Here is a 19775-nt window from a genome sequence, read left to right as displayed (position 1 = left end):
TTTTTATCTGAAACACGAGGTTGTGGATGCGAATACTACCTATCATTGCCATGGCGCTGCTGCTTAGCGGCTGCGGCAGCATTATTAGCCGGACGGTGCCCGGGCAGGGGCATGGCAATCAATATTACCCGGGCGTGCAGTGGGACGTTCGTGATTCAGGATGGCGCTATCTCACCATTCTGGACCTGCCGTTCTCGCTGGTTTTCGATACGCTGCTGCTGCCGCTGGACGCCAGCCACGGGCCCTATAACTGATTAACGCTCGTCCCACTCGTCGGCCGCCGTCTGTCCCTCTTCGGTGTCTAGCGAGGGCTCGAGCTGGAATTCACCTTCATCCCACTCATGAAGCGTATTTTCCTCCAGCCACTCCTGACGCAGCTCTATCTCATCATAATCCCCATCGAAGACGCTCTGCGCGGCTTCGCCGCTGAGCATCGGTAAGCATTCGCCTTGTTCCTCTTCGTCAGCAAAAAATTCGGCCTGCCAGGCGATATCGCCATCCTGCAGCACATACTTTTGAATATTGAGCTGCTCAACGTTAGCGCTCTCTTCATCGCTGTCAGGGTTGTTGGCGAGAAATTCTTCACGTGCTGCATCAATAGCTTCTTCGAGCGTAGCATAGAACATCGAATCCTTTGGCATAGCGAATCTCCTGAGAAGAATATGAATTGAACACGATTCAATCTATAGAAGGCGCCAGGCAAGGCGTCAAGGGGCTGAGCCCCTCTGGACGTTAATTTAGTGAATGGCGGTCGTGCTGCGAGGCGTCCGCGGCTGGCCGGCGCAGGCTGAGGGTCGAATAGATCGCGTTAAACAACACCACTCCTGCGGTGACAAGGAAGACGGCGCGAAAGCCGTAGTTGGCGGAAACTGAGGCGCCGATCAGGGGGCCGGTGACGTTGCCAATATCACGAAATGACTGGTTATAGCTGAAGATCCGCCCGGAGATCTGGCTGGTGGAGTTATACACCAGCAGGGTTTGCACCGCCGGCAGCAGCGCGCCGTCCGCGGCGCCGAGCAGGAATCGCAGGATACCTAACTGCAGCGGGGTCTGGACGAACGACATCGGGATCAGCAACAGCACCGAGATAATCAGCGCCACGATGAGGATTTTTTCCGGTCCGATACGATCCCCCAGTTTGCCCAGACGAGGGGCGCTCATCAGGGCGGCAATGCCCGGCACCGAGGCGATCATCCCGCTGATAAAGGCGATATTGCTGACGTTACTCGCCAGATCGCGCACGTAAAGCGTCAGGATCGGCGCAATGGAGCCGGTGGCGACCTGGATGATCAGCGAGGTGACAAACAGGCTGAGCACCAGTTTCGGATTCTGCAGCGAGGAGAACACCGCCTTCGCGCTGAGCATCTCTTTTTTGGCGATCGGAACAAAATTTTCACGGATTAAAAACAGGGTAAACAGGAAGCAGATAAACAGCACCGCCGCGGTCATAAAGAAGACAGTACGCAGGCCCCAGTGGTCGGCCAGGAAGCCACCCGCCAGCGGGCCGAGCAGGGCGCCGCTTACCGCGCCGGTTGACAGCGTGCCCAGCGCCCAGCCGCTTTTATGGCGCGGGATCTGGGTGGCAATCAGGGCGTTGGCATTGGGAATAAAGCCCCCCAGCAGGCCGAGCAGCGCGCGCAGTAGCAGAAACTGCCAGATATTCTGCGCCATCCCCATCAGCCTCATGACGATGGCCATCCCGAGGGCTGAACGCAGCAGCATGATTTTACGTCCCTTGCGGTCAGCAAGTCCGCCCCAGAACGGCGAGGCGATGGCGGAGAAGAGAAAAGTGATGCTAAAGACCAGCCCGGACCACATGTTGAGGGCGCTATGCCCGGTGACGCCGAGTTGTTCGACGTAGAGCGGCAGAAAGGGCATGACCAGGCTGAAGGCGGCGCCGGTTAAAAAGCAGCCAAGCCAGGTGACGGTCAGATTTCGTTTCCAGTTAATGGGGGTATCAGCAGACGACATAGGGTTCCACTGGCCTGCGCGGCAGGTCAAATTAAGAGAAAATATGAGCCTGCTAATTATGCGCCTGGGAAATAAATGCCGCAATGGAGGAGAGCTTTTAAAGCTAAAGCAGAGCGTAAAGCCTGAGCGCTGGGGATTCCCGGCCGGGAGGCGCGCGGCCGGGAAAGAGGTTCAGTAGCGGGAGGGCATTCCCTCGGGGCGGGTTTTAAAGCGGCGATGGAGCCACATATATTGTTCCGGGGCCATCATAATGCACTGCTCTACGATCTTATTCATCCACGCAGCGGTGGTTTCCGCGTCGTCCAGCGGCGGGGAGCACTCTGGCGGCAGGATAATCAGTTCATAACCTTTACCGTCCGGTTTACGGCGTGGAACAAAGGGCACGATGCAGGCTTTGGACATTTTCGCCAGCATCCAGGTGCCGGAGGTGGTCGCCGCCTGGTCTACGGCAAACAGTGGGGCGAAGACGCTGGCGGTCGGGCCGTAATCATGATCCGGCGCGTACCACACCACGTCGCCTTTTTTCAGCGCGCGGATCATGCCTTTCAGATCCTTGCGGTCGATCATATCCTTGTTGGAGCGCAGTCGGCCCCAGGTCTGCAGCCAGTCGATGACCGGGTTATCGTTGGGACGATAGACGCCAATCCCCGGCTCGTTCATACCGAACATCCGCGCGCCCATTTCCAGTGTCAGGAAATGAATGCCGATCAGCAGAATGCCGCGCTGCTGCGCCTGCACAGCGCGAATATGCTCAAAGCCGATGGTGTCGGTCCAGCGGGCGATACGGCGAACCGGCCAGAACCAGGCCATACCGGTCTCCATCAGCCCCATACCCACCGATTCAAAGTTCATCACCACCATCCGGTGACGTTCCTGCTCGCTTTTCTCGGGGAAGCAGAGCTCAAGGTTGCGATAGGCGATCTTCGCCCGGCGCTTCATAAATCGCATGGCCAGCCGGCCGATGGCGTTCCCGAGGCGGTAGATCAGCGGGTAGGGCAGTTGGACAACCAGCCACAGCAGGCCGATACCCAGCCACAGCAGCCAATAGCGCGGATGCAGCAGCGCCGGAGAAAATTTAGGCAAATGAGTCATTTCATACCCGTATCAGTGAGCAACATCTTATATTATCGCATTTTTTTACCGGCCAGCCAAAGGCGGCGACAGCCACATCGTTTTGTTAAGTGGGGGGCGACCGGTGAGAAAAATGTAGCGTAAAATGTAGGGATGTAAATTAATAAGCTTTGCTATATCATGCCCGCCGTTTATTTCCTCATTTCTATGTCGAGCAGGTACACCATGCCAGTGTTACACAACCGCATTTCAAATGAGACGTTAAAGGCGCAAATGCTGGCTGAAACCGAGCCGCGCACGACGATCTCATTCTATAAATATTTCACCATTGTCGATCCGCAAGCGACCCGCGATGCGCTGTGGGTTGCCTTAACCCAGTTGAAAGTCTTTGGCCGCATCTATCTGGCCCGGGAAGGGATCAACGCGCAAATCAGCGTGCCGGAAAGCAACGTTGAAGCCCTGCGTGAGTTTCTCAATGGCTTCGATCCGGCGCTGGCGGGGCTGCGTTTCAATATCGCTCTCGAGGACGACGGTAAATCGTTCTGGGTGCTACGTCTGAAAGTGCGCGACCGCATCGTTGCCGACGGCATCGACGATCCCTCTTTCGACGCCTCCAACGTCGGAGACTATCTCAAGGCGGCGGAGGTCAACGCGATGCTTGACGATCCGGATGCCGTGTTTATCGATATGCGCAACCACTATGAATATGAGGTGGGCCATTTCGAAAACGCGCTGGAGATCCCAGCGGATACCTTCCGCGACCAGTTGCCGAAAGCCGTTGAAATGATGCAGGACCATAAAGACAAGAAAATTGTCATGTATTGCACCGGTGGTATTCGCTGTGAAAAAGCCAGCGCCTGGATGAAGCATAACGGCTTCAATAAGGTCTGGCACATCGAGGGTGGCATCATTGAGTACGCCCGCCGCGCCCGTGAGCAGGGGCTGCCGGTGCGTTTCATTGGCAAAAACTTTGTCTTTGATGAACGGATGGGCGAGCGGATCTCCAATGACGTTATCGCGCACTGCCATCAGTGCGGCGCGCCGTGCGACACCCATACCAACTGCCTGAATGATGGCTGCCATCTGTTGTTTATCCAGTGCCCGAGCTGTGCCGAGAAGTTTGCCGGCTGCTGTAGCGAAGCCTGCATGGAAGAGCATAAGCTGCCGGAAGAGGAGCAGCGTCAGCTGCGCGCCGGGCGTGAAAACGGCAATAAAATCTTTAATAAATCCCGTGGCCGGCTGAACACCAAACTCGGGATCCTCGATCCTGAGCCGTCAGAAAAACCATAACCAGACAAGATCGATGATCGCCAGCAGCAGCCAGAGCGCCAGGTAGATCATAAAGTGCTCGCGGACGTTATTGACCAGCAAATTAAACAGGCGACGCATAACCGCTCTCAATCACTAACGGCCTCGACAGAGGCCGTTTTTTTGCCCGACGGCAAAAGTGCCGCATTCCATTACGCGTTAAAGCGCGCCAGCGAGAAGGGCGCCAGGTTGAAGCTCGAAGCTTCGCCCTGAGCAAACTGACTGGCAATTTCCCCCAGCACCGGGGCAAACTTAAAGCCGTGCCCGCTCAGACCGGTGATGAGCAGCGTGTCTGGTCTGCCGGGTAACGTATCGATAATAAAGTCTTCATCGACGGTATTATCGTAGGTACAGGAGGCGCCGTGCAGGCAGCCGCCGATCCCGGGCAGGACGTTACGCAAAAACGGAAACGATTCGGAGCCATCGCTGGCGACAGCGCCAAACGCCACTCGCTCCTGCGGCATGGAGATCGGCTGACCGCCGTTATGCTTGCCAATCTTCAGCTCGTTATCTTCCGCCGGGAAACCGTAGTATTGATCGCCGTTGGGCAACTCGCCGGTGAAGGCCGGGAAGTGATTCTTGCTGCTGTAACGGCCATCGGCCTGGTACCAGGCGAACACCTTGCGTACCGGCTGGATGGGGAGGTCAGGAAGCAGGCGGGTGACCCAGGTCCCGGCGCTGACCAGCAGCTTTTTACCATGATATTCACCGTCGAGGGTATCGATGGTGACCCCATCTGCATGGTGATGAATAGCCGAGACCGGGCAGTTGAATAGCTGCGCGCAGCCCGCTTCACGCGCCAGACGGATCCAGGTTTCCACGGCCAGTTCGCTGCGCAGTACGCCGGAAGCGGGTTCAAAAATCGCCCGATAGTCATCGGGGAGGCGTATCTCCGGCCAGCGCTGCATCACGGCCTGGGCATCCAGCTCTTCCACCTCAAGCTGGAACGCACGGGCGCTGGCGGCAACGTTGGCGAGGAAAGGGGAGCTGGCGGGGCCGAGGTTTATGACGCCGGTGCGTTCAAACACGGCTTCGCCACTGATCTCGGCCAGTTCATCCCACAGCTGCTGGGCGCGCAGCACCAGCGGAACATATTTTTCACCTTCGCCATAGGCGTGACGGATAAGACGGCTGCTGCCGTGATGGCTGCCTTCCTGGTGAGGAGGCTGATGGGCATCGGTCATCAGAACATTGAGTCCGGCACGACGCGCATAATAGCCAGCGGCGGCGCCGACGGAGCCGCTGCCGATAATGATAAGATCGTATTGCATGGTGAGTTCCGGGTAATTGCCTTGTTAGCAGGGTAATTAACTCCCTGTGCTTATACAAGCCCGAAAATAATTCAGGCACCCGCAGGTGCCTGTTAAGCTTATTGTTAAGTCATTCCGCGTGCCGCGTTAATGTCTGCGGTACTCGTTTTCCTGGTATTCGCCAGATTCAATTTTCGCAATGCCTGCTTCCAGGATTGAAATAAACTGACGTGCGACGTCCGTCGTTAGCCATAGCGTCTGGCCTATCTCAGCATCATGACTGTTTTCTTGAGCGGGGTTCTGGTAGTGCAGGCGCAACATCAGCGCATCGTAGCTATCAACGGTGCTGATGTCCCATCCGACGAGGGGATGGGTCTGAATGACTTCATTATTTTTTTCCATCATAACCCCTTATTCATATGTTAAAAGACAACAATTCTCGAGGTTTAATGCATGTTTTTTGAAGCAAGTTAATTATATCAGGGATCAAGAATAAACTCGAGAAATTAAATGAAAGGCAGCATGATTTTCTTGTTTTGCCGCTTTTTTGCTCAAGATAAGCGTGCAAAACGGCCATTTTAGTCGATATTAAGCAGAATAATCAGGAATATTCTGAACATGAGAAGAGGATAAAAAAGCCGGGGCGACCCGGCAAAGAAAAGCACAATGAGGGAGCAAACCAGAGTAACTGGATCCCGCCATGCTTCAGGAGAGATCGTGGACAAACCAGTCGTCCGCGCTTTCCCAGGTTTCTTGCAGGATTTCGCTTATCCGGTCTTTGTCTTCTTTCAGGCCGCCGAACACCGAGAGCTGATTGCCCGTGGCGTAGCGGACGCTCACCTGGCTGTCGATGGCCGGGAACTGTTCGGCGATACGGCGAGAGAGTTCGTTATTCAGCGCTTCCAGCGCGCCGTTGGGTAAGGCGGTCGTTTTGGCGATAGAGACTTCAATGCGCATAATTGCCCCCTGTGTTTGATACTGGTTATTTATACAGTATCTGATAAGCATTGACAACAGGGGGCCGCGTTTTTTATCGCTTCATGGTCCAGCGGACGGTTTCACCTGCCAGGAACGGCACCAGGGTGTCATTGGGCAACGCAATACTGTCGACGACGGTCGTCTCTTCACGCACCAGTTCAACATAGCTTTCATTGACCGGCAGACCGTAAAAGCGCGGGCCGTTCAGCGAGCAGAAGGCCTCAAAGTGCTGCAGAGCGTTCATTTCTTCAAATACGGTGGCGTAGCTGCCGAGGGCGGTCGGGGCGTTGAAGCAGCCGGCGCAGCCGCAGCTGGCTTCTTTACGATGGCGGGCATGCGGCGCGGAATCGGTGCCAAGGAAGACGCGGCTAAAGCCGCTGGCGACCAGTTCGCGCAGTGCCTGCTGATGAATATTGCGTTTGAGTACCGGCAGGCAGTACAAGTGAGGACGAATACCGCCGACCAGCATATGGTTACGGTTGAACATCAGATGCTGCGGGGTGATAGTGGCCGCCAGCAGTTCATTGCCGTCACGCACATACTCGGCGGCATCTTTGGTGGTGATATGCTCAAAGACCACCTTCAGGCCGGGCAGGCGCTGGCGCAGCGGCTCCATCACGGTTTCAATAAAGCGCGCTTCGCGGTCGAAAATATCAATCTCGGCGTGGGTGACTTCGCCATGTACCAGCAGCGGCATCCCCAGTTTTTCCATCCGCTCCAGCACCGGCATAATGGAGTCGGTGCTGGTGACGCCGTGGCTGGAGTTGGTGGTGGCATTGGCCGGGTAAAGCTTGGCGGCGGTGAACACGCCTTCGTTAAAGCCGCGCTCCAGCTCCGCCGGGTCGAGGGAGTCTGTCAGATAGCAGGTCATCAGCGGGGTAAAATCGTGCCCGGCCGGGACGGCGTCCATAATGCGCTGGCGATAGGCGATAGCCGCCGCGACGGTGGTGACAGGCGGCACCAGATTCGGCATCACGATCGCCCGGCCATAAAACTCACTGGTATAAGGCACGACGGTTTTCAGCATATCGTCATCACGCAGATGGATATGCCAGTCGTCTGGGCGGCGGATTTTCAATACCTGGGATTGTGCTGTCATGGAAGGCTCCGGCTATTAGGTTCAGTCATCAGGGCTGTTTTTTGCCGGGCACTAAGGATAAGCGTAAACGTTTTCCTTTGCACTCATTTCCGTAAAAAATTGAGGGCGCCGAGGCGCCCTGGAGATTAATTGGTAAAGGGGATGACAATCTCGCCCGGCTTCACCTCTATGCCTTTGGCGTATTTCTTCGCCAGCGCTTCACCGGTGCTGGCGTCCTCACGCAGGACATAGGCAGGCTGCTGGCTGAAGTAACTGCGCAGCGACTGATTCAGATAGGGGAGCAGGGCCTGAATGACCGACTGCAGTTTCTCGGGCGCCACTTTGGCATCCACCACCTCCATTTCCTGCAGGAAGATGGCGCCTTTCTCTCTGTCAAAGGTTGGCAGCGCTTTGAGCTTCAGATCGATCGTCGCTTTCTGCGTGCCGAACAGGGAGTTCAGGTCGACGTTAGCGATCCCGGTCAGCGTGACTTTGCCCGGCTCCTCGCGCCCGATGGCGCTGGTGAGGTTCTGCAGTTCGATATGGGCGTCGGCAACGCCTTTCAGACCAATATCTTTGGCAAAATGGTTTCGCTTCTGCAGGGCCTGGTTAATCTCCTGCTCGCTTACTGTGTATTGGGTCAGCTGATTACAGCCGCTCAGCAGGCCGCTGACAATCAGCGCGGCGGCGATCAAAATCTTTTTCATGGGGGTCCTCTGGCTCATATCTTCATTCATCCTGACACAAAGCATCATGACCTGTCAGCATCCTCGATACCAGCAGAATAGGCTGAAAGCAGGAGAAACCGCCGCCGCGCGCATCAGGTCCGCGGCTCCAGCATGCCGGAGGCAGAGCGTTTCGGACTAAACTGCCACCACAGCGCCAGGAAGGTGATAACCCCGATGGCCCCGAGCATCAGCCACGGCAGCTCGGGCTGACCCGCGGCCTTACCGGCATCGAACAGCCAGCCGCCGCCCGCATATCCCAGCGCGCCGCCAAAGGCGAGCCCCAGGCGGCTGAAGCCCATATAGCTGCCGCGCGCCCGGGCGTCCGCCAGCGAGGCGCCCAGCGTCTCCCGGGCGGGTTCGGCAATGATGGAGCCGATGTAAAACAGGCAGATCAGGGTAAACAGCTGTTGCAAACTGCTGGTCATGCCGATGGGGAGCATGGCCAGAGTCATCACCAGCAGACCGGCCATCAGCCGGTGCTCAAGGCGAAAACGTTTTTCGCTCCAGCGGGCAATGGGATAGAGCAGGGTCAGCGAAATGGTGGCTTCGATGGCGTACATCCACTTCACGGCGGCCGGCGAGCCGGCGATGTCATTCACCATGATCGGCAGCATCAGCATCACCTGCACCGCCAGCATGTAATAGCCCGTCAGCGTCAGGACATAGGTGACGAAGCGCTTGTCCCGCAGCACCCGGCCCAGCCCCTCGCGGATCGGCGTTTTCACCGTCGAGAGCTTCCATGCCGGCAGATACCAGGCGTTAAATGCCGCGCAGGCGATAAACAGCGCGGCGCCGGCGCTGCACACCAGGCGGAAATCATACTGCAGCAGCCAGCTGCCCAGCAGCGCGCCAATCACCGCGCCGGCGCTATCCTGCATCATCAGGATGGAGAAAAAGCGGCCACGCTGATGCGGGCGCACCAGCTTAACCACCAGCGCCGCCCGCGGCGGATCGAACAGCGTGCCGCCGAGCCCGGAAAGTATGCACGAGAACCACAGCACCCACGGCTCATGGGCGACGGCCATCGCCGCGAAGCCGCCGGCGCGCATCAGCATACCGGTGACGATCATCGGTTTGGCGCCGAAGCGGTCGGCGATAGCGCCGCCAAAGATACCTAATCCCTGCTGCACCAACTGGCGCAGGCCGAGCGCGATGCCGACCATCAGCGCCGCCCAGCCCATCTGATCGACAAAGCGGATGGAAATCAGCGGGAAGACGACAAAAAAGCCCAACACGACCAGCATGTTATCGACTAACAGGAAATATTTACCCAGGCTCCTTGCCTGCGAGACGCGGGACATTTCCCCTCCAGGGAAAAATAGAGATAAGCGTGGATATTCTGCGGGCAATCTGCTGCTTTTCCCAGCGCCCTTGCGACAATATTTTTTTATCAAAATGCAAGTTCGATTGAGGCTATTCATCGAAAAGAGGAGATGGCGCAGAAAATGGTATGTTGTTGTTTTCACACCGTCGCGCAGGACAGGTATAGTGAAGGCAGCAAGAATGAAGTCAGGGGGACTGAAAAGGAAATGTTTGGCTATCGCAGTAACGTGCCGAAGGTGCGTTTGACGACGGACCGGCTGGTGGTGCGCCTGGTTCACGATCGTGACGCCTGGCGTCTGGCCGATTATTACGCCGAGAATAAGGCGTTCTTAAAACCCTGGGAGCCGGTTCGTGACGACAGCCACTGCTATCCTTCCGGATGGCAGGCGCGTCTGTCGATGATCGGCGAGTTTCATAAACAGGGGTCTGCTTTTTATTTCGCGCTGCTCGATCCGGAGGAAAAGGAGATCGTCGGCGTGGCGAACTTTTCCAACGTGGTGCGTGGATCATTCCATGCCTGCTATCTCGGCTACTCTATTGGCGAGAAGTGGCAGGGGAAGGGGCTGATGTTTGAAGCGCTGACGTCGGCGATTCGCTATATGCAGCGTACGCAGCATATTCATCGCATTATGGCCAACTATATGCCGCATAATCAGCGCAGCGGCGCGCTGCTGGCGCGGTTGGGGTTTGAAAAAGAGGGTTACGCCAAAGATTACCTGCTGATCGACGGGCAGTGGCGTGACCATGTATTGACGGCGCTAACGACGCCGGACTGGTCAGCGGGACGTTAAGGAGAGAGGATGAAATATCAGTTAACCGCGCATGAAGCGCGCGTCATTGGCTGTCTGCTGGAAAAGCAGGTCACCACGCCCGAGCAGTATCCGCTGTCGGTGAACGCCGTCGTGACCGCCTGCAATCAGAAAACCAACCGCGAGCCGGTGATGTCGCTGAGCGAAGGCGAGGTCCAGACGCTGCTGGATACCCTGGTGAAACGCCACTATCTGCGCACGGTCAGCGGATTCGGCAATCGGGTAACCAAGTATGAGCAGCGCTTTTGCAACTCCGAATTTGGCGATCTGAAGCTCAGCGCCGGCGAGGTGGCGGTGGTGACGACGCTGCTGCTGCGCGGCGCCCAGACGCCGGGTGAATTACGCAGTCGGGCGCAGCGGATGCATGAGTTCAGCGATATGGCGGAAGTGGAAAGCGTGCTGGAAGGGCTGGCGACCCGTGAAGATGGTCCCTTCGTCGCCCGTCTGCCCCGGGAGCCGGGAAAACGGGAAAGCCGCTATATGCATCTGTTTTGCGACGAGATGGATACGCTGATCACGACGGTGGAAGCACTCGCGCCGCTGGAAGAGGATGACGATCTGCGAGCCAGGGTTGAAGCGCTGGAAGGCGAGGTGGCGGAGCTTAAAGCGCGCCTCGATTCGCTGTTACACCATCTGGGGGACTAAAACGTGGGGACAAGATTGCGCATCGGAGTGGTTGGCTTAGGCGGCATTGCGCAGAAAGCGTGGCTGCCGGTGCTGGGGGCGGCGGAAAGCTGGACGCTGCAGGCGGCCTGGTCGCCGGGAAAAGAGAAGGCGCTGCGGGTCTGCGAAACCTGGCGGATCCCCTACGCTGAATCACTGGATGCTCTGGCGGCGCAGTGCGATGCGGTTTTTGTCCATACGTCGACGGCTTCACATTATGAAGTGGTGAATCATTTGCTGAATGCCGGGGTTCATGTTTGCGTGGACAAACCGCTGGCGGACAAGCTGAGTGAGGCGGAGATGCTGGTCGAGCTGGCGGCGCGGCGGCGTCTGACGCTGATGGTCGGTTTCAATCGACGCTTCGCGCCGCTCTATCGGGAGCTGAAGGGACGGCTGGGCGAGGCGGCCTCGCTGCGGATGGATAAGCACCGCAGCGATAGCGTGGGCAACGATCTGCGCTTTACCCTGCTTGATGACTATCTGCACGTGGTGGATACCGCGCTATGGCTGGCCGACGGTCAGGCGCGTCTGCGCGGTGGCGCGCTACAGATCACTCCGCAGGGCGAGATGCTCTATGCCGAACACCAGTTCAGTTCGCCCCGACTGCAGGTCACCACCAGCATGCACCGCCGCGCAGGCAGCCAGCGCGAGTGGGTGCAGGCGGTGACGGATGGCGGGCTATATGCCGTCAGCGAGATGCGCGAATGGCAGGAGGAGTGCGGTCACGGCGTGGTCCAGCGCCCGGTCGCCGGCTGGCAATCCACCCTGGAGCAGCGCGGCTTTGTCGGCTGCGCGCGCCATTTTATCGAATGCGTGCAAAATCAGACCGTTCCTGAAACTGCAGGCGAACAGGCGCTGCTGGCTCAGCGGGTGGTCGACAAACTCTGGCGCGACGCCATCAGCGAATAATCCGTTGTAACAACTGACAGTAGTAATTCATGTTGAACCCGGTAGACTATCGCCACTTTCCAGCGCCCGCATTTGCGGGCGTTTTACTCCAGGGTTTGGAATAACAGCGTAATGAACCTTTTAAAATCACTGGCGGCCGTCAGTTCGATGACCATGTTTTCGCGCGTGCTGGGCTTTGCCCGCGATGCGATTGTGGCGCGCATTTTTGGCGCCGGGATGGCGACCGACGCCTTTTTCGTCGCCTTCAAACTGCCTAATCTGCTGCGGCGTATTTTTGCCGAAGGCGCCTTCTCGCAGGCGTTTGTGCCGATCCTTGCCGAATATAAAAGCAAGCAGGGCGAAGATGCCACCCGGGTGTTTGTCTCGTATGTCTCCGGATTGCTGACCCTGGCCCTGGCGATCGTCACCGTTATCGGGATGCTGGCGGCGCCGTGGGTGATCACCATCACCGCCCCCGGGTTTGCTGATACCGCCGATAAATTTGCGCTGACCACCCAATTGCTGCGCATTACCTTCCCCTATATTTTGCTGATCTCCCTGGCCTCGCTGGTGGGGGCGATCCTCAATACCTGGAACCGCTTCTCGGTGCCGGCCTTTGCGCCGACGTTCCTTAATGTCAGCATGATTGGCTTTGCGCTGTTTGCCGCGCCGTACTTCCATCCGCCGGTGCTGGCGCTGGCCTGGGCTGTCACGGTCGGCGGCGTGCTGCAGCTGGCCTACCAGCTGCCGCACCTGAAGAAGATTGGCATGCTGGTCCTGCCGCGCATCAATCTGAAAGATGCCGGCGCGATGCGGGTGGTGAAGCAGATGGGCCCGGCGATCCTCGGCGTGTCGGTAAGCCAGATCTCCCTTATCATCAATACCATCTTCGCTTCGTTTCTCGTGTCGGGATCGGTATCGTGGATGTACTATGCCGACCGCCTGATGGAGTTTCCGTCCGGTGTCCTGGGGGTGGCGCTCGGCACTATCCTGCTGCCCTCGCTGTCAAAAAGCTTCGCCAGCGGTAATCATGACGAGTATTGCCGGCTGATGGACTGGGGGCTGCGTCTCTGCTTCCTGCTGGCGCTGCCGAGCGCGGTGGCGCTGGGGATCCTCGCTAAACCGCTGACCGTGGCCCTGTTCCAGTACGGCAAATTTAGCGCCTTTGATGCGGCGATGACCCAGCGCGCGCTGGTGGCTTATTCCGTGGGGCTCATGGGGCTTATCGTGGTGAAGGTGCTGGCGCCGGGTTTCTATTCCCGTCAGGACATCAAGACCCCGGTCAAGATTGCCATTGTCACCCTGATTATGACCCAGGTGATGAACCTGGCGTTTATCGGCCCGCTGAAGCATGCGGGTCTGTCGCTGTCCATCGGTCTGGCGGCCTGCCTGAACGCTGCGCTGCTTTACTGGCAGTTACGTAAACAGAAAATTTTCACCCCCCAACCGGGCTGGCTGGCGTTCCTGCTGCGTCTGATTGCTGCGGTGCTGGTCATGGCCGCGGCGCTGCTGGGCGTCATGCATCTCATGCCGGAGTGGTCGCTGGGGACGATGCCGTTCCGTCTGATGCGTCTGCTGGTGGTGGTGATCGCCGGAGTGGTGGCCTATTTCGCCACACTGCTGCTGCTGGGCTTCCGCGTGAAAGAGTTTGCCCGTCGTACAGCGTAAGCGCTTGAATGGGAATAGATGAACCCGCTTCGCCTCAGGCGAAGCGGGTTTTTTTTATGATGCGCGGCGTTCGGCTGCAACGATACGGGCATTCTCCAGCAAGCGGATCGCCAGGGCGATCGCCCCGCTGACCACCGCCAGGGTAACCACCCCGTTCCAGCCGGCCAGTACGTAAAGCTTGCTGCCCAGCACCGACCCCAGCGACATCCCAATGAAGACCACGGTAAACAGCAGAGCGTTCAGGCGGCCGCGGGCCTGTGGCTCAAGGCCATACACCAGGTTCTGATGCGCCACCAGGCTTGACTGCAGGCCAAGGTCGAAGCCAATCGCCGACAGGGCAATCAGCGCCAGCTGGCCGTGCAGTGGCAGCAGCGGCAGTATAAACATCAGGGCGAAGGAGACGGTGACCAGCGCCGCCCCCATTTGCGTCACTTTACCGGCGCCAAATTTATCGGCCAGTCCGCCGGCCAGCGGCGCGGCCAGCGCCCCGGCGGCCCCGGCGATACCAAAGCCGCCCGCTACCGCGCTGCCCATGTGATAGTGTTCGGAGAGCATCACCGCCAGCGTCGACCAGAAGGCGCTGAAGGCGACAGAGAGCGCCCCCTGAGCCAGCGCAGCGCGGCGTAGCGCCGGGTAACGCTGCCACAGATGCGCCATCGAGGCCATCAACTGCGGATAGCTCAGCGTCGAGTGAATGGCGAAGCGCGGCAGCACCCGCCACATCACCAGGCCAATCAGCGCCACGCTGACCGCCGCCGCCTGATACATCACCCGCCAGCCGAACACTGCGCCCACCACGCCGCTGACCGTCCGGGAAAGCAGGATCCCCAGCAGCAGCCCGGTCATCACCGTGCCCACCATTTTTCCCTGCTTGCCCGCCGGGGCGAGGATCGCCGCCGCCGGGACGATATCCTGCGCCATGGTCGCCGCCATACCGATCAGCAGACTAACCACCAGCAGTGAGCTGAGCTGGCCGGTGAGGCTGCACAGCAGCAGCAGGAGCGCCAGCAGCGCGCTTTTCACCAGGATCAGCCGGCGGCGATCGTGGCGGTCGCCGAGCGGAAGCAGGAACAGAATGCCGAGCGCATAACCCGCCTGCGTCAGGGTAGGGACCAGACCCATACCTTCTACCGTCAGGTGGAGATTGGCGCCCATCAACGGCAGCAGCGGCTGCGCGTAGTAGATAGAGGCGACGCTAAAGCCAGCGCCGAGCGCGAGAATGAAGATAATCCAGCCTGCGTCGCGGGCGGAAAGAGAAGTCGGTGTCATGATCAGTGCCTCGTGTATGCGATGGGGCTATTTTTCCCTGAACGCGGCTGGCGCGGTAGCCGGGCTGGTGGTAAAACGGTTATACGTAGCACGTATAGGCAAAAGAAGAATGAAAAGACAGGAGCGTATAGACCGCATTGAGCTGATGCGCACTTATATCCGCATTGTGGAGACCGGGTCGCTCTCCGCCGCGGCGGGACAGATGGATACCACTCAGGCGACCGTCAGCCGCCGCCTGCAGTCCCTTGAAGGGCTGCTGGGGGTCAAGCTGATCCTGCGTACCACCCATGCGATGAAGCTCACTGACGATGGCGAACGCTGCTACCGTCACGCTCGCCAGCTGGTGGATGCCTGGCTGGCGCTGGAAGATGACCTGCGTATTGCCGACGATCGGCCGGTAGGGGTGCTGCGGGTGAGGGCACCGCACGCTTTTGGCCAGCAGCAGCTGCTGGGGCCGCTGGTCGCCTTTCTCCAGCGTCATCCGCAGCTGTCGGTGGAGTGGATGCTGAATGATAATACTGTCGACTTTCTCAGCGATAATATCGACTGCGCCATCCGCGTGGGGGCGGAGGTGGATCCGGCCACGGTCTCCGTGCTGCTGGCGGAAGTGCCGCGCTGCGTGGTGGCCTCTCCTGAACTGCTGGCGAAGTACCCGCCGTTAACCTCGCTGGAGGCGTTATCCGGCCTGCCGTGGATCGCCATTAACACCTTTTATCAGCATGAGGTACGGCTCCGACATCAGGTAAGCGGGCAGATCGTCTCCACGGCGATTACCCCCTGTCTGAGCACCGACAGCCTGTACGTCGCGCGCAATACCGCGCTGGCGGGTCTGGGGGTGGCGATGGTGTCCAGCTGGACGGTGGCGGAGGATCTTGCCGCCGGAAGGTTGACAGAGCTGTTCCCGCAGTGGCGTCCCGCCTCGCTGCCAGTCCATCTGGTCTATCCCTGGGCGCGCTATTATCCGACGCGGCTGCGTAAGTTCCTCGACCTGATGCGGGAGATCATGCCGGACCTCGCCGGCATGCAGCCTCCGCAAAGCGCATAAAAAAAACCGGCCAGGAGGCCGGTTTTTTTATTTAGCACGCTTACTCGACGGGCTGTGGGCGGGTCGGTTCAGCGGTGGCTTTATGGGTCGCGCTATGACCGCCGGCGGCGCCTTTACCTTCAAAGGCAAATGGCGGCCGCACCCAGGTGCTGTGGCGCGGTGCTTCCGGGACATAGTCCGGCGCTGGCGCACGGGTCATTGGCGCGGTGGCATGGCGATGACTCGCCACCACTACCGGCTTGCTCACCGGTGGCTCGGCTTTGACCGGCTCGACAGGCGCTGCTTCGACAACCGGTGCTTCAACCGCGGTTTCCGCCGCCGGGGCGATGGTTTCCACTGGCGCTTCAACGACAGGCGCCGTTTCCACCACTTCAGATTCTACCACCACCGGCTCGGCGTCGATCGTCACTGGCGCGATAGCCTGAGGCGCTTCGACAGCCGGCGCTTCGGTGACCAGCTCCTGCGGCGCAGGCTCGACGGCTGCTGGCGCGACAACTTCCGCAGCATCAACGACCACCGGCTCGGCGGCCGCGACCGGCTCGACGACCACAGGCTCAGCGGTAACCGGCTCCATGGTTGCCGGCTCGACGGTGACCGGCGCAGCGGTAACGGTTTCAACGACGGCAACCGGGGCCGCGACGGCCGCGACGGTTTCCACGACGTTGTCGTCCTGAACCTGAACCTCTTCCGGCTGCTGGTCCTGCGGACGAACCACCGGGTAGCGGATCCAGACTTTACCGGAAGCCATCTCCGGCGATGCGCAGGCCACGGTCAGCGGCATTGGCGACTGGGTCGGATAGCGTTCGTCACGATAGCGACGACGACGCTGACCGCTGACGCGCAGGTGACGCGGGGAACGACGTGAACGACGCGGCATACCGTTCGCTTCACGGAATTCGCCATTTTCGTCCTGGTCCGCCACGCTCTCCACGACTGCTGGCAGCTCGGCTTTCACCGGCTCGCTGCGCGGAGCGATAACTTCCGCCACTACGGCTTCTGGCTCGATCTCGGCAACCTGCTCAACGACAGCGGACTCGACGCGTACTTTCTGTGCCAGCTGGCGCGGTTTACGACGCGGCAGGGTCTGCACACGCTCTTCCTGTTCCGTCTCCTGCACTACCGGCTCTTCGCGTGTCTGCGCTTTGGCTTCCTGCTGCGCCTGACGTTTGTCGTCATTGCGGCGGCGGGTGCGTTCGCGGCGCGGCTGCTGCTCGTCACGTGATTTCGCTTTTTCCGCATCGTCACCTGAGGTCTGGCGAACATCGCGGGCTTCCACGTTTTGCGACGGCTTCTCGCGACGGTTGCGACGGTTCTCTTCACGCGATTCGCGCGGTTCACGGCCTTCGTTATTCTCGGCACGCGCGTCGCGGTTATCACGGTTGTCGCGGTTGTCGCGATTATCACGATTGTCGCGACGATCGTTGCGATCGCGGCGGTTGTTGGCGCGCGGTTTACGGCGCTCCTGCTGACGCTCCGGTTTTTCTTCCGCTTTCTTCTCGACCTGAACTTCAGCCGGTTTGGCCTCTTCGGCGCCAGAGAAGATATTCTTCAGCGCGCTGAAGAAGCGCGAGAGCAGGCCAGGCTGCGCCGGTGCGGCGGCCGCGACCGGGGTCGCTGCGGCGACAGGCGCGGCGGCTGGCTCTTCGAGCATCGGGGCCGGCGGCGCGTCAGGCATGACAAAAGCGGCGAGGGCCGGTTGTTCCGGACGTTTCCGTTCTGCCGGCTCATCGTCGCCCGGCAGCGCCATCTCTTCTTCATGCAGCTTCGGCAGCAGGTAGCTCAGCGTTGAGGTCTCTTCACCTTTGCGCACGCGCAGGACGGAGTAGTGCGGCGTCTGCATTTCGTCGTTTGGCACGATGATCACGCGCACATCGCCCTGACGGGATTCGATAGCGCTCACCGCGGCACGTTTTTCGTTCAGCAGATAGGAGGCGATCGGTACCGGAACGATGGCATGAACTTCTTTGGTGTTCTCTTTCAGCGCTTCTTCTTCAATCAGACGCAGAATAGAGAGCGACAGCGATTCGTTATCACGCACGGTGCCGGTGCCGGAGCAGCGCGGGCAGACGTGGTGGCTGGATTCGCCCAGCGACGGACTCAGGCGCTGGCGGGACATCTCCAGCAGGCCGAAGCGCGAGATATGGCTGATCTGAATGCGCGCCCGGTCCTGACGGACGGCTTCGCGCAGACGGTTCTCCACGGCGCGCTGGTGGCGAACCGGAGTCATATCGATAAAGTCGATAACGATCAGGCCGCCGAGGTCGCGCAGACGCAGCTGGCGGGCAATCTCGTCAGCCGCTTCGAGGTTGGTGTTGAATGCCGTCTCTTCGATATCGCCGCCGCGGGTAGCGCGGGCGGAGTTGATATCGATAGCGGTCAGCGCTTCAGTGCTGTCGATGACGATAGAACCACCGGACGGCAGACGGACTTCACGCTGGAAGGCGGATTCAATCTGGGATTCGATCTGGTAATGGCTGAACAGCGGGATTTCACCGGTGTACAGTTTGATTTTGCTGCTGAAATCCGGACGACCCAGCGCGGCGATATGCTGGCGCGCCAGCTCAAGCACTTTCGGGTTATCGATCAGGATTTCGCCGATATCCTGGCGCAGGTAGTCACGGAAGGCGCGGACAATAACGTTGCTTTCCTGGTGGATCAGGAACGGCGCCGGACGGCTTTCCGCGGCTTTCTGAATCGCTTCCCAGTGTTTCAGACGGAAGCTCAGGTCCCACTGCAGGGCTTCGGCGGATTTGCCGACGCCAGCGGTGCGAACGATAAGGCCCATGCCGTCCGGAAGCTCCAGGCTCGCCAGCGCTTCTTTCAGTTCGGTACGGTCGTCGCCCTCGATACGGCGGGAAATTCCCCCCGCGCGCGGGTTGTTCGGCATCAGTACCAGATAGCTGCCCGCCAGGCTGATAAAGGTGGTGAGCGCAGCGCCTTTGTTGCCGCGTTCTTCTTTATCAATCTGCACGATAACTTCCTGACCTTCACGCAGTACGTCTTTGATATTAGGACGACCATGCGCATTGTAGTTGGCGGGGAAGTATTCGCGGGCGATTTCTTTGAGGGGGAGGAAACCATGACGCTCGGCGCCGTAATCAACAAACGCGGCTTCAAGGCTGGGTTCAATGCGGGTGATCTTGCCTTTGTAGATGTTCGCTTTTTTCTGTTCGTGCCCGGGGCTTTCGATATCCAGGTCGTACAGGCGCTGCCCATCAACAAGGGCGACGCGCAACTCTTCCTGCTGAGTTGCGTTGATTAACATTCTTTTCATCGTAACTTACTCATTATTCTTACATTGACGACTAAGCTGCGGGCAGAGTAATGCCTTTCCGGGGGAAAACCGATGGCCTCGTGTCTGGTTCACGTCGCCAACCTCACGGTTGTCGCGCGCTTAAGAGGCGCAGAGTGTCGGTCGCCTGTGTTTCAAACGGAAACACAGCGCAATTATTCAGGGGAACAGCCTGGGATGTATCACCAGAGAATATTCCATTTATACTCGTCGTCTTTCGCGTTGCAGGCATGATGGCTTAACCTGCTCACCTCGATCGGCTGATCCAGATGAGCTCCCGGGAGTTCCGGAGTTGACGCCTTCCTGCGACTTGAAATCCATAGAGCCTGTACCGGTAAGGACTGCAACCCGCAGCCCGCTAACTGTCTGAAAGATCACAACGTCTTACGCCATTGCTGCGTGGGCGATCGGTCAGACAAAATTGGTCATTCCGC

19 protein-coding genes are annotated in these 19775 nt (G+C 59.0%); 7 read left to right on the top strand and 12 right to left on the bottom strand.

The features are described from left to right. The first annotated feature begins 26 nt into the window (after positions 1–26). Entirely contained in the window at positions 27–254 is a 228-nt protein-coding gene (locus ABLV04_RS17810) for a YceK/YidQ family lipoprotein (protein WP_004204534.1), read from the top strand. Here the strand turns inward: ABLV04_RS17810 and ABLV04_RS17805 are convergent, their stop codons facing one another. The 3 genes from ABLV04_RS17805 to ABLV04_RS17795 all read right to left on the bottom strand — a co-directional run bounded on the left by ABLV04_RS17805 (position 255) and on the right by ABLV04_RS17795 (position 3063). Beyond that, positions 255–641 carry a MysB family protein gene (locus ABLV04_RS17805; protein WP_002898981.1) on the bottom strand — a complete coding sequence of 129 codons (387 nt, stop codon included), beginning with the start codon at positions 639–641 and terminating at the stop codon, positions 255–257. A 91-nt stretch (positions 642–732) separates the two neighbouring features. Further along, positions 733–1971 carry a multidrug efflux MFS transporter MdtG gene (gene mdtG, locus ABLV04_RS17800; RefSeq protein ID WP_348815993.1) on the bottom strand — a complete coding sequence of 413 codons (1239 nt, stop codon included), beginning with the start codon at positions 1969–1971 and terminating at the stop codon, positions 733–735. A 171-nt stretch (positions 1972–2142) separates the two neighbouring features. Continuing rightward, positions 2143–3063: a Kdo(2)-lipid IV(A) acyltransferase gene (locus ABLV04_RS17795; protein ID WP_023289121.1), complete on the bottom strand. Its 921-nt coding sequence runs from the start codon at positions 3061–3063 to the stop codon at positions 2143–2145. Positions 3064–3267: 204 nt separating this feature from the next. Here ABLV04_RS17795 and ABLV04_RS17790 point away from each other — a divergent pair, with 204 nt between their 5' ends. Continuing rightward, entirely contained in the window at positions 3268–4332 is a 1065-nt protein-coding gene (locus ABLV04_RS17790) for a rhodanese-related sulfurtransferase (RefSeq protein ID WP_023289122.1), read from the top strand. Here ABLV04_RS17790 and ABLV04_RS17785 read toward each other — a convergent pair. The 7 genes from ABLV04_RS17785 to mdtH all read right to left on the bottom strand — a co-directional run bounded on the left by ABLV04_RS17785 (position 4318) and on the right by mdtH (position 9685). Then, the gene (locus tag ABLV04_RS17785) at positions 4318–4431 is read right to left on the bottom strand and encodes a DUF2770 family protein (RefSeq protein WP_004204539.1); all 114 of its coding nucleotides are present in this window, start codon (positions 4429–4431) and stop codon (positions 4318–4320) included. The genes ABLV04_RS17790 and ABLV04_RS17785 overlap by 15 nt on opposite strands. A 71-nt stretch (positions 4432–4502) precedes the next feature. After that, entirely contained in the window at positions 4503–5621 is a 1119-nt protein-coding gene (gene solA, locus ABLV04_RS17780) for an N-methyl-L-tryptophan oxidase (RefSeq protein ID WP_023289123.1), read from the bottom strand. 126 nt (positions 5622–5747) lie between these two features. Further along, positions 5748–6002: a biofilm formation regulator BssS gene (bssS, locus tag ABLV04_RS17775; RefSeq protein WP_023289124.1), complete on the bottom strand. Its 255-nt coding sequence runs from the start codon at positions 6000–6002 to the stop codon at positions 5748–5750. A gap of 303 nt (positions 6003–6305) precedes the next feature. Next, positions 6306–6557, bottom strand: coding sequence for a DNA damage-inducible protein I (gene dinI / locus ABLV04_RS17770; protein WP_023289125.1), 252 nt, complete (start codon positions 6555–6557; stop codon positions 6306–6308). 73 nt (positions 6558–6630) lie between these two features. After that, positions 6631–7677, bottom strand: coding sequence for a dihydroorotase (pyrC, locus tag ABLV04_RS17765; protein WP_180265727.1), 1047 nt, complete (start codon positions 7675–7677; stop codon positions 6631–6633). 125 nt (positions 7678–7802) lie between these two features. Beyond that, positions 7803–8363, bottom strand: a complete 561-nt coding sequence (locus ABLV04_RS17760; RefSeq protein WP_004204546.1) for a lipoprotein — start codon at positions 8361–8363, stop codon at positions 7803–7805. 113 nt (positions 8364–8476) lie between these two features. After that, entirely contained in the window at positions 8477–9685 is a 1209-nt protein-coding gene (gene mdtH, locus ABLV04_RS17755) for a multidrug efflux MFS transporter MdtH (RefSeq protein ID WP_023289127.1), read from the bottom strand. Positions 9686–9913: 228 nt separating this feature from the next. Here mdtH and rimJ point away from each other — a divergent pair, with 228 nt between their 5' ends. The 4 genes from rimJ (at position 9914) to murJ (ending at position 13735) form a co-directional block, all read left to right on the top strand. Further along, positions 9914–10498, top strand: a complete 585-nt coding sequence (rimJ, locus tag ABLV04_RS17750; protein WP_048334669.1) for a ribosomal protein S5-alanine N-acetyltransferase — start codon at positions 9914–9916, stop codon at positions 10496–10498. A gap of 9 nt (positions 10499–10507) precedes the next feature. Then, on the top strand, positions 10508–11161 hold the full coding sequence (locus ABLV04_RS17745) for a YceH family protein (RefSeq protein ID WP_023289129.1): 654 nt from the start codon (positions 10508–10510) through the stop codon (positions 11159–11161). Positions 11162–11176: 15 nt separating this feature from the next. Beyond that, positions 11177–12088, top strand: a complete 912-nt coding sequence (locus tag ABLV04_RS17740) for a Gfo/Idh/MocA family oxidoreductase (RefSeq protein WP_180263800.1) — start codon at positions 11177–11179, stop codon at positions 12086–12088. 111 nt (positions 12089–12199) lie between these two features. Next, on the top strand, positions 12200–13735 hold the full coding sequence (murJ, locus tag ABLV04_RS17735; RefSeq protein ID WP_023289131.1) for a murein biosynthesis integral membrane protein MurJ: 1536 nt from the start codon (positions 12200–12202) through the stop codon (positions 13733–13735). Positions 13736–13789: 54 nt separating this feature from the next. Here murJ and ABLV04_RS17730 read toward each other — a convergent pair whose 3' ends face one another. After that, entirely contained in the window at positions 13790–15004 is a 1215-nt protein-coding gene (locus ABLV04_RS17730; RefSeq protein WP_023289132.1) for an MFS transporter, read from the bottom strand. 16 nt (positions 15005–15020) lie between these two features. On the opposite strand from ABLV04_RS17730, the gene ABLV04_RS17725 reads away from it, so the two are divergent. After that, positions 15021–16049 carry a LysR family transcriptional regulator gene (locus ABLV04_RS17725; RefSeq protein ID WP_072096710.1) on the top strand — a complete coding sequence of 343 codons (1029 nt, stop codon included), beginning with the start codon at positions 15021–15023 and terminating at the stop codon, positions 16047–16049. A gap of 40 nt (positions 16050–16089) precedes the next feature. Here ABLV04_RS17725 and rne read toward each other — a convergent pair whose 3' ends face one another. Beyond that, complete coding sequence (gene rne, locus ABLV04_RS17720) at positions 16090–19323, bottom strand: ribonuclease E (protein WP_257394950.1); 3234 nt, start codon at positions 19321–19323, stop codon at positions 16090–16092. Positions 19324–19775: the final 452 nt, after the last annotated feature.

The organism is Klebsiella sp. JN_Kp127 (assembly GCF_040062505.1).
GTDB lineage: Bacteria > Pseudomonadota > Gammaproteobacteria > Enterobacterales > Enterobacteriaceae > Klebsiella > Klebsiella quasipneumoniae.
The sequence above is the reverse complement of the archived record's forward strand: the minus strand, read 5'-3'. Positions and strand labels throughout refer to the sequence as shown.

Coding starts and splice junctions, on each gene's coding strand:
- ABLV04_RS17810 (WP_004204534.1), top strand. CDS start 27: ATGCGAATACTACCTATCATTGCCATGGCGCTGCTGCTTAGCGGCTGC.
- ABLV04_RS17805 (WP_002898981.1), bottom strand. CDS start 641: ATGCCAAAGGATTCGATGTTCTATGCTACGCTCGAAGAAGCTATTGAT.
- mdtG (WP_348815993.1), bottom strand. CDS start 1,971: ATGTCGTCTGCTGATACCCCCATTAACTGGAAACGAAATCTGACCGTC.
- ABLV04_RS17795 (WP_023289121.1), bottom strand. CDS start 3,063: ATGACTCATTTGCCTAAATTTTCTCCGGCGCTGCTGCATCCGCGCTAT.
- ABLV04_RS17790 (WP_023289122.1), top strand. CDS start 3,268: ATGCCAGTGTTACACAACCGCATTTCAAATGAGACGTTAAAGGCGCAA.
- ABLV04_RS17785 (WP_004204539.1), bottom strand. CDS start 4,431: ATGCGTCGCCTGTTTAATTTGCTGGTCAATAACGTCCGCGAGCACTTT.
- solA (WP_023289123.1), bottom strand. CDS start 5,621: ATGCAATACGATCTTATCATTATCGGCAGCGGCTCCGTCGGCGCCGCC.
- bssS (WP_023289124.1), bottom strand. CDS start 6,002: ATGGAAAAAAATAATGAAGTCATTCAGACCCATCCCCTCGTCGGATGG.
- dinI (WP_023289125.1), bottom strand. CDS start 6,557: ATGCGCATTGAAGTCTCTATCGCCAAAACGACCGCCTTACCCAACGGC.
- pyrC (WP_180265727.1), bottom strand. CDS start 7,677: ATGACAGCACAATCCCAGGTATTGAAAATCCGCCGCCCAGACGACTGG.
- ABLV04_RS17760 (WP_004204546.1), bottom strand. CDS start 8,363: ATGAAAAAGATTTTGATCGCCGCCGCGCTGATTGTCAGCGGCCTGCTG.
- mdtH (WP_023289127.1), bottom strand. CDS start 9,685: ATGTCCCGCGTCTCGCAGGCAAGGAGCCTGGGTAAATATTTCCTGTTA.
- rimJ (WP_048334669.1), top strand. CDS start 9,914: ATGTTTGGCTATCGCAGTAACGTGCCGAAGGTGCGTTTGACGACGGAC.
- ABLV04_RS17745 (WP_023289129.1), top strand. CDS start 10,508: ATGAAATATCAGTTAACCGCGCATGAAGCGCGCGTCATTGGCTGTCTG.
- murJ (WP_023289131.1), top strand. CDS start 12,200: ATGAACCTTTTAAAATCACTGGCGGCCGTCAGTTCGATGACCATGTTT.
- ABLV04_RS17730 (WP_023289132.1), bottom strand. CDS start 15,004: ATGACACCGACTTCTCTTTCCGCCCGCGACGCAGGCTGGATTATCTTC.
- ABLV04_RS17725 (WP_072096710.1), top strand. CDS start 15,021: ATGCGATGGGGCTATTTTTCCCTGAACGCGGCTGGCGCGGTAGCCGGG.
- rne (WP_257394950.1), bottom strand. CDS start 19,323: ATGAAAAGAATGTTAATCAACGCAACTCAGCAGGAAGAGTTGCGCGTC.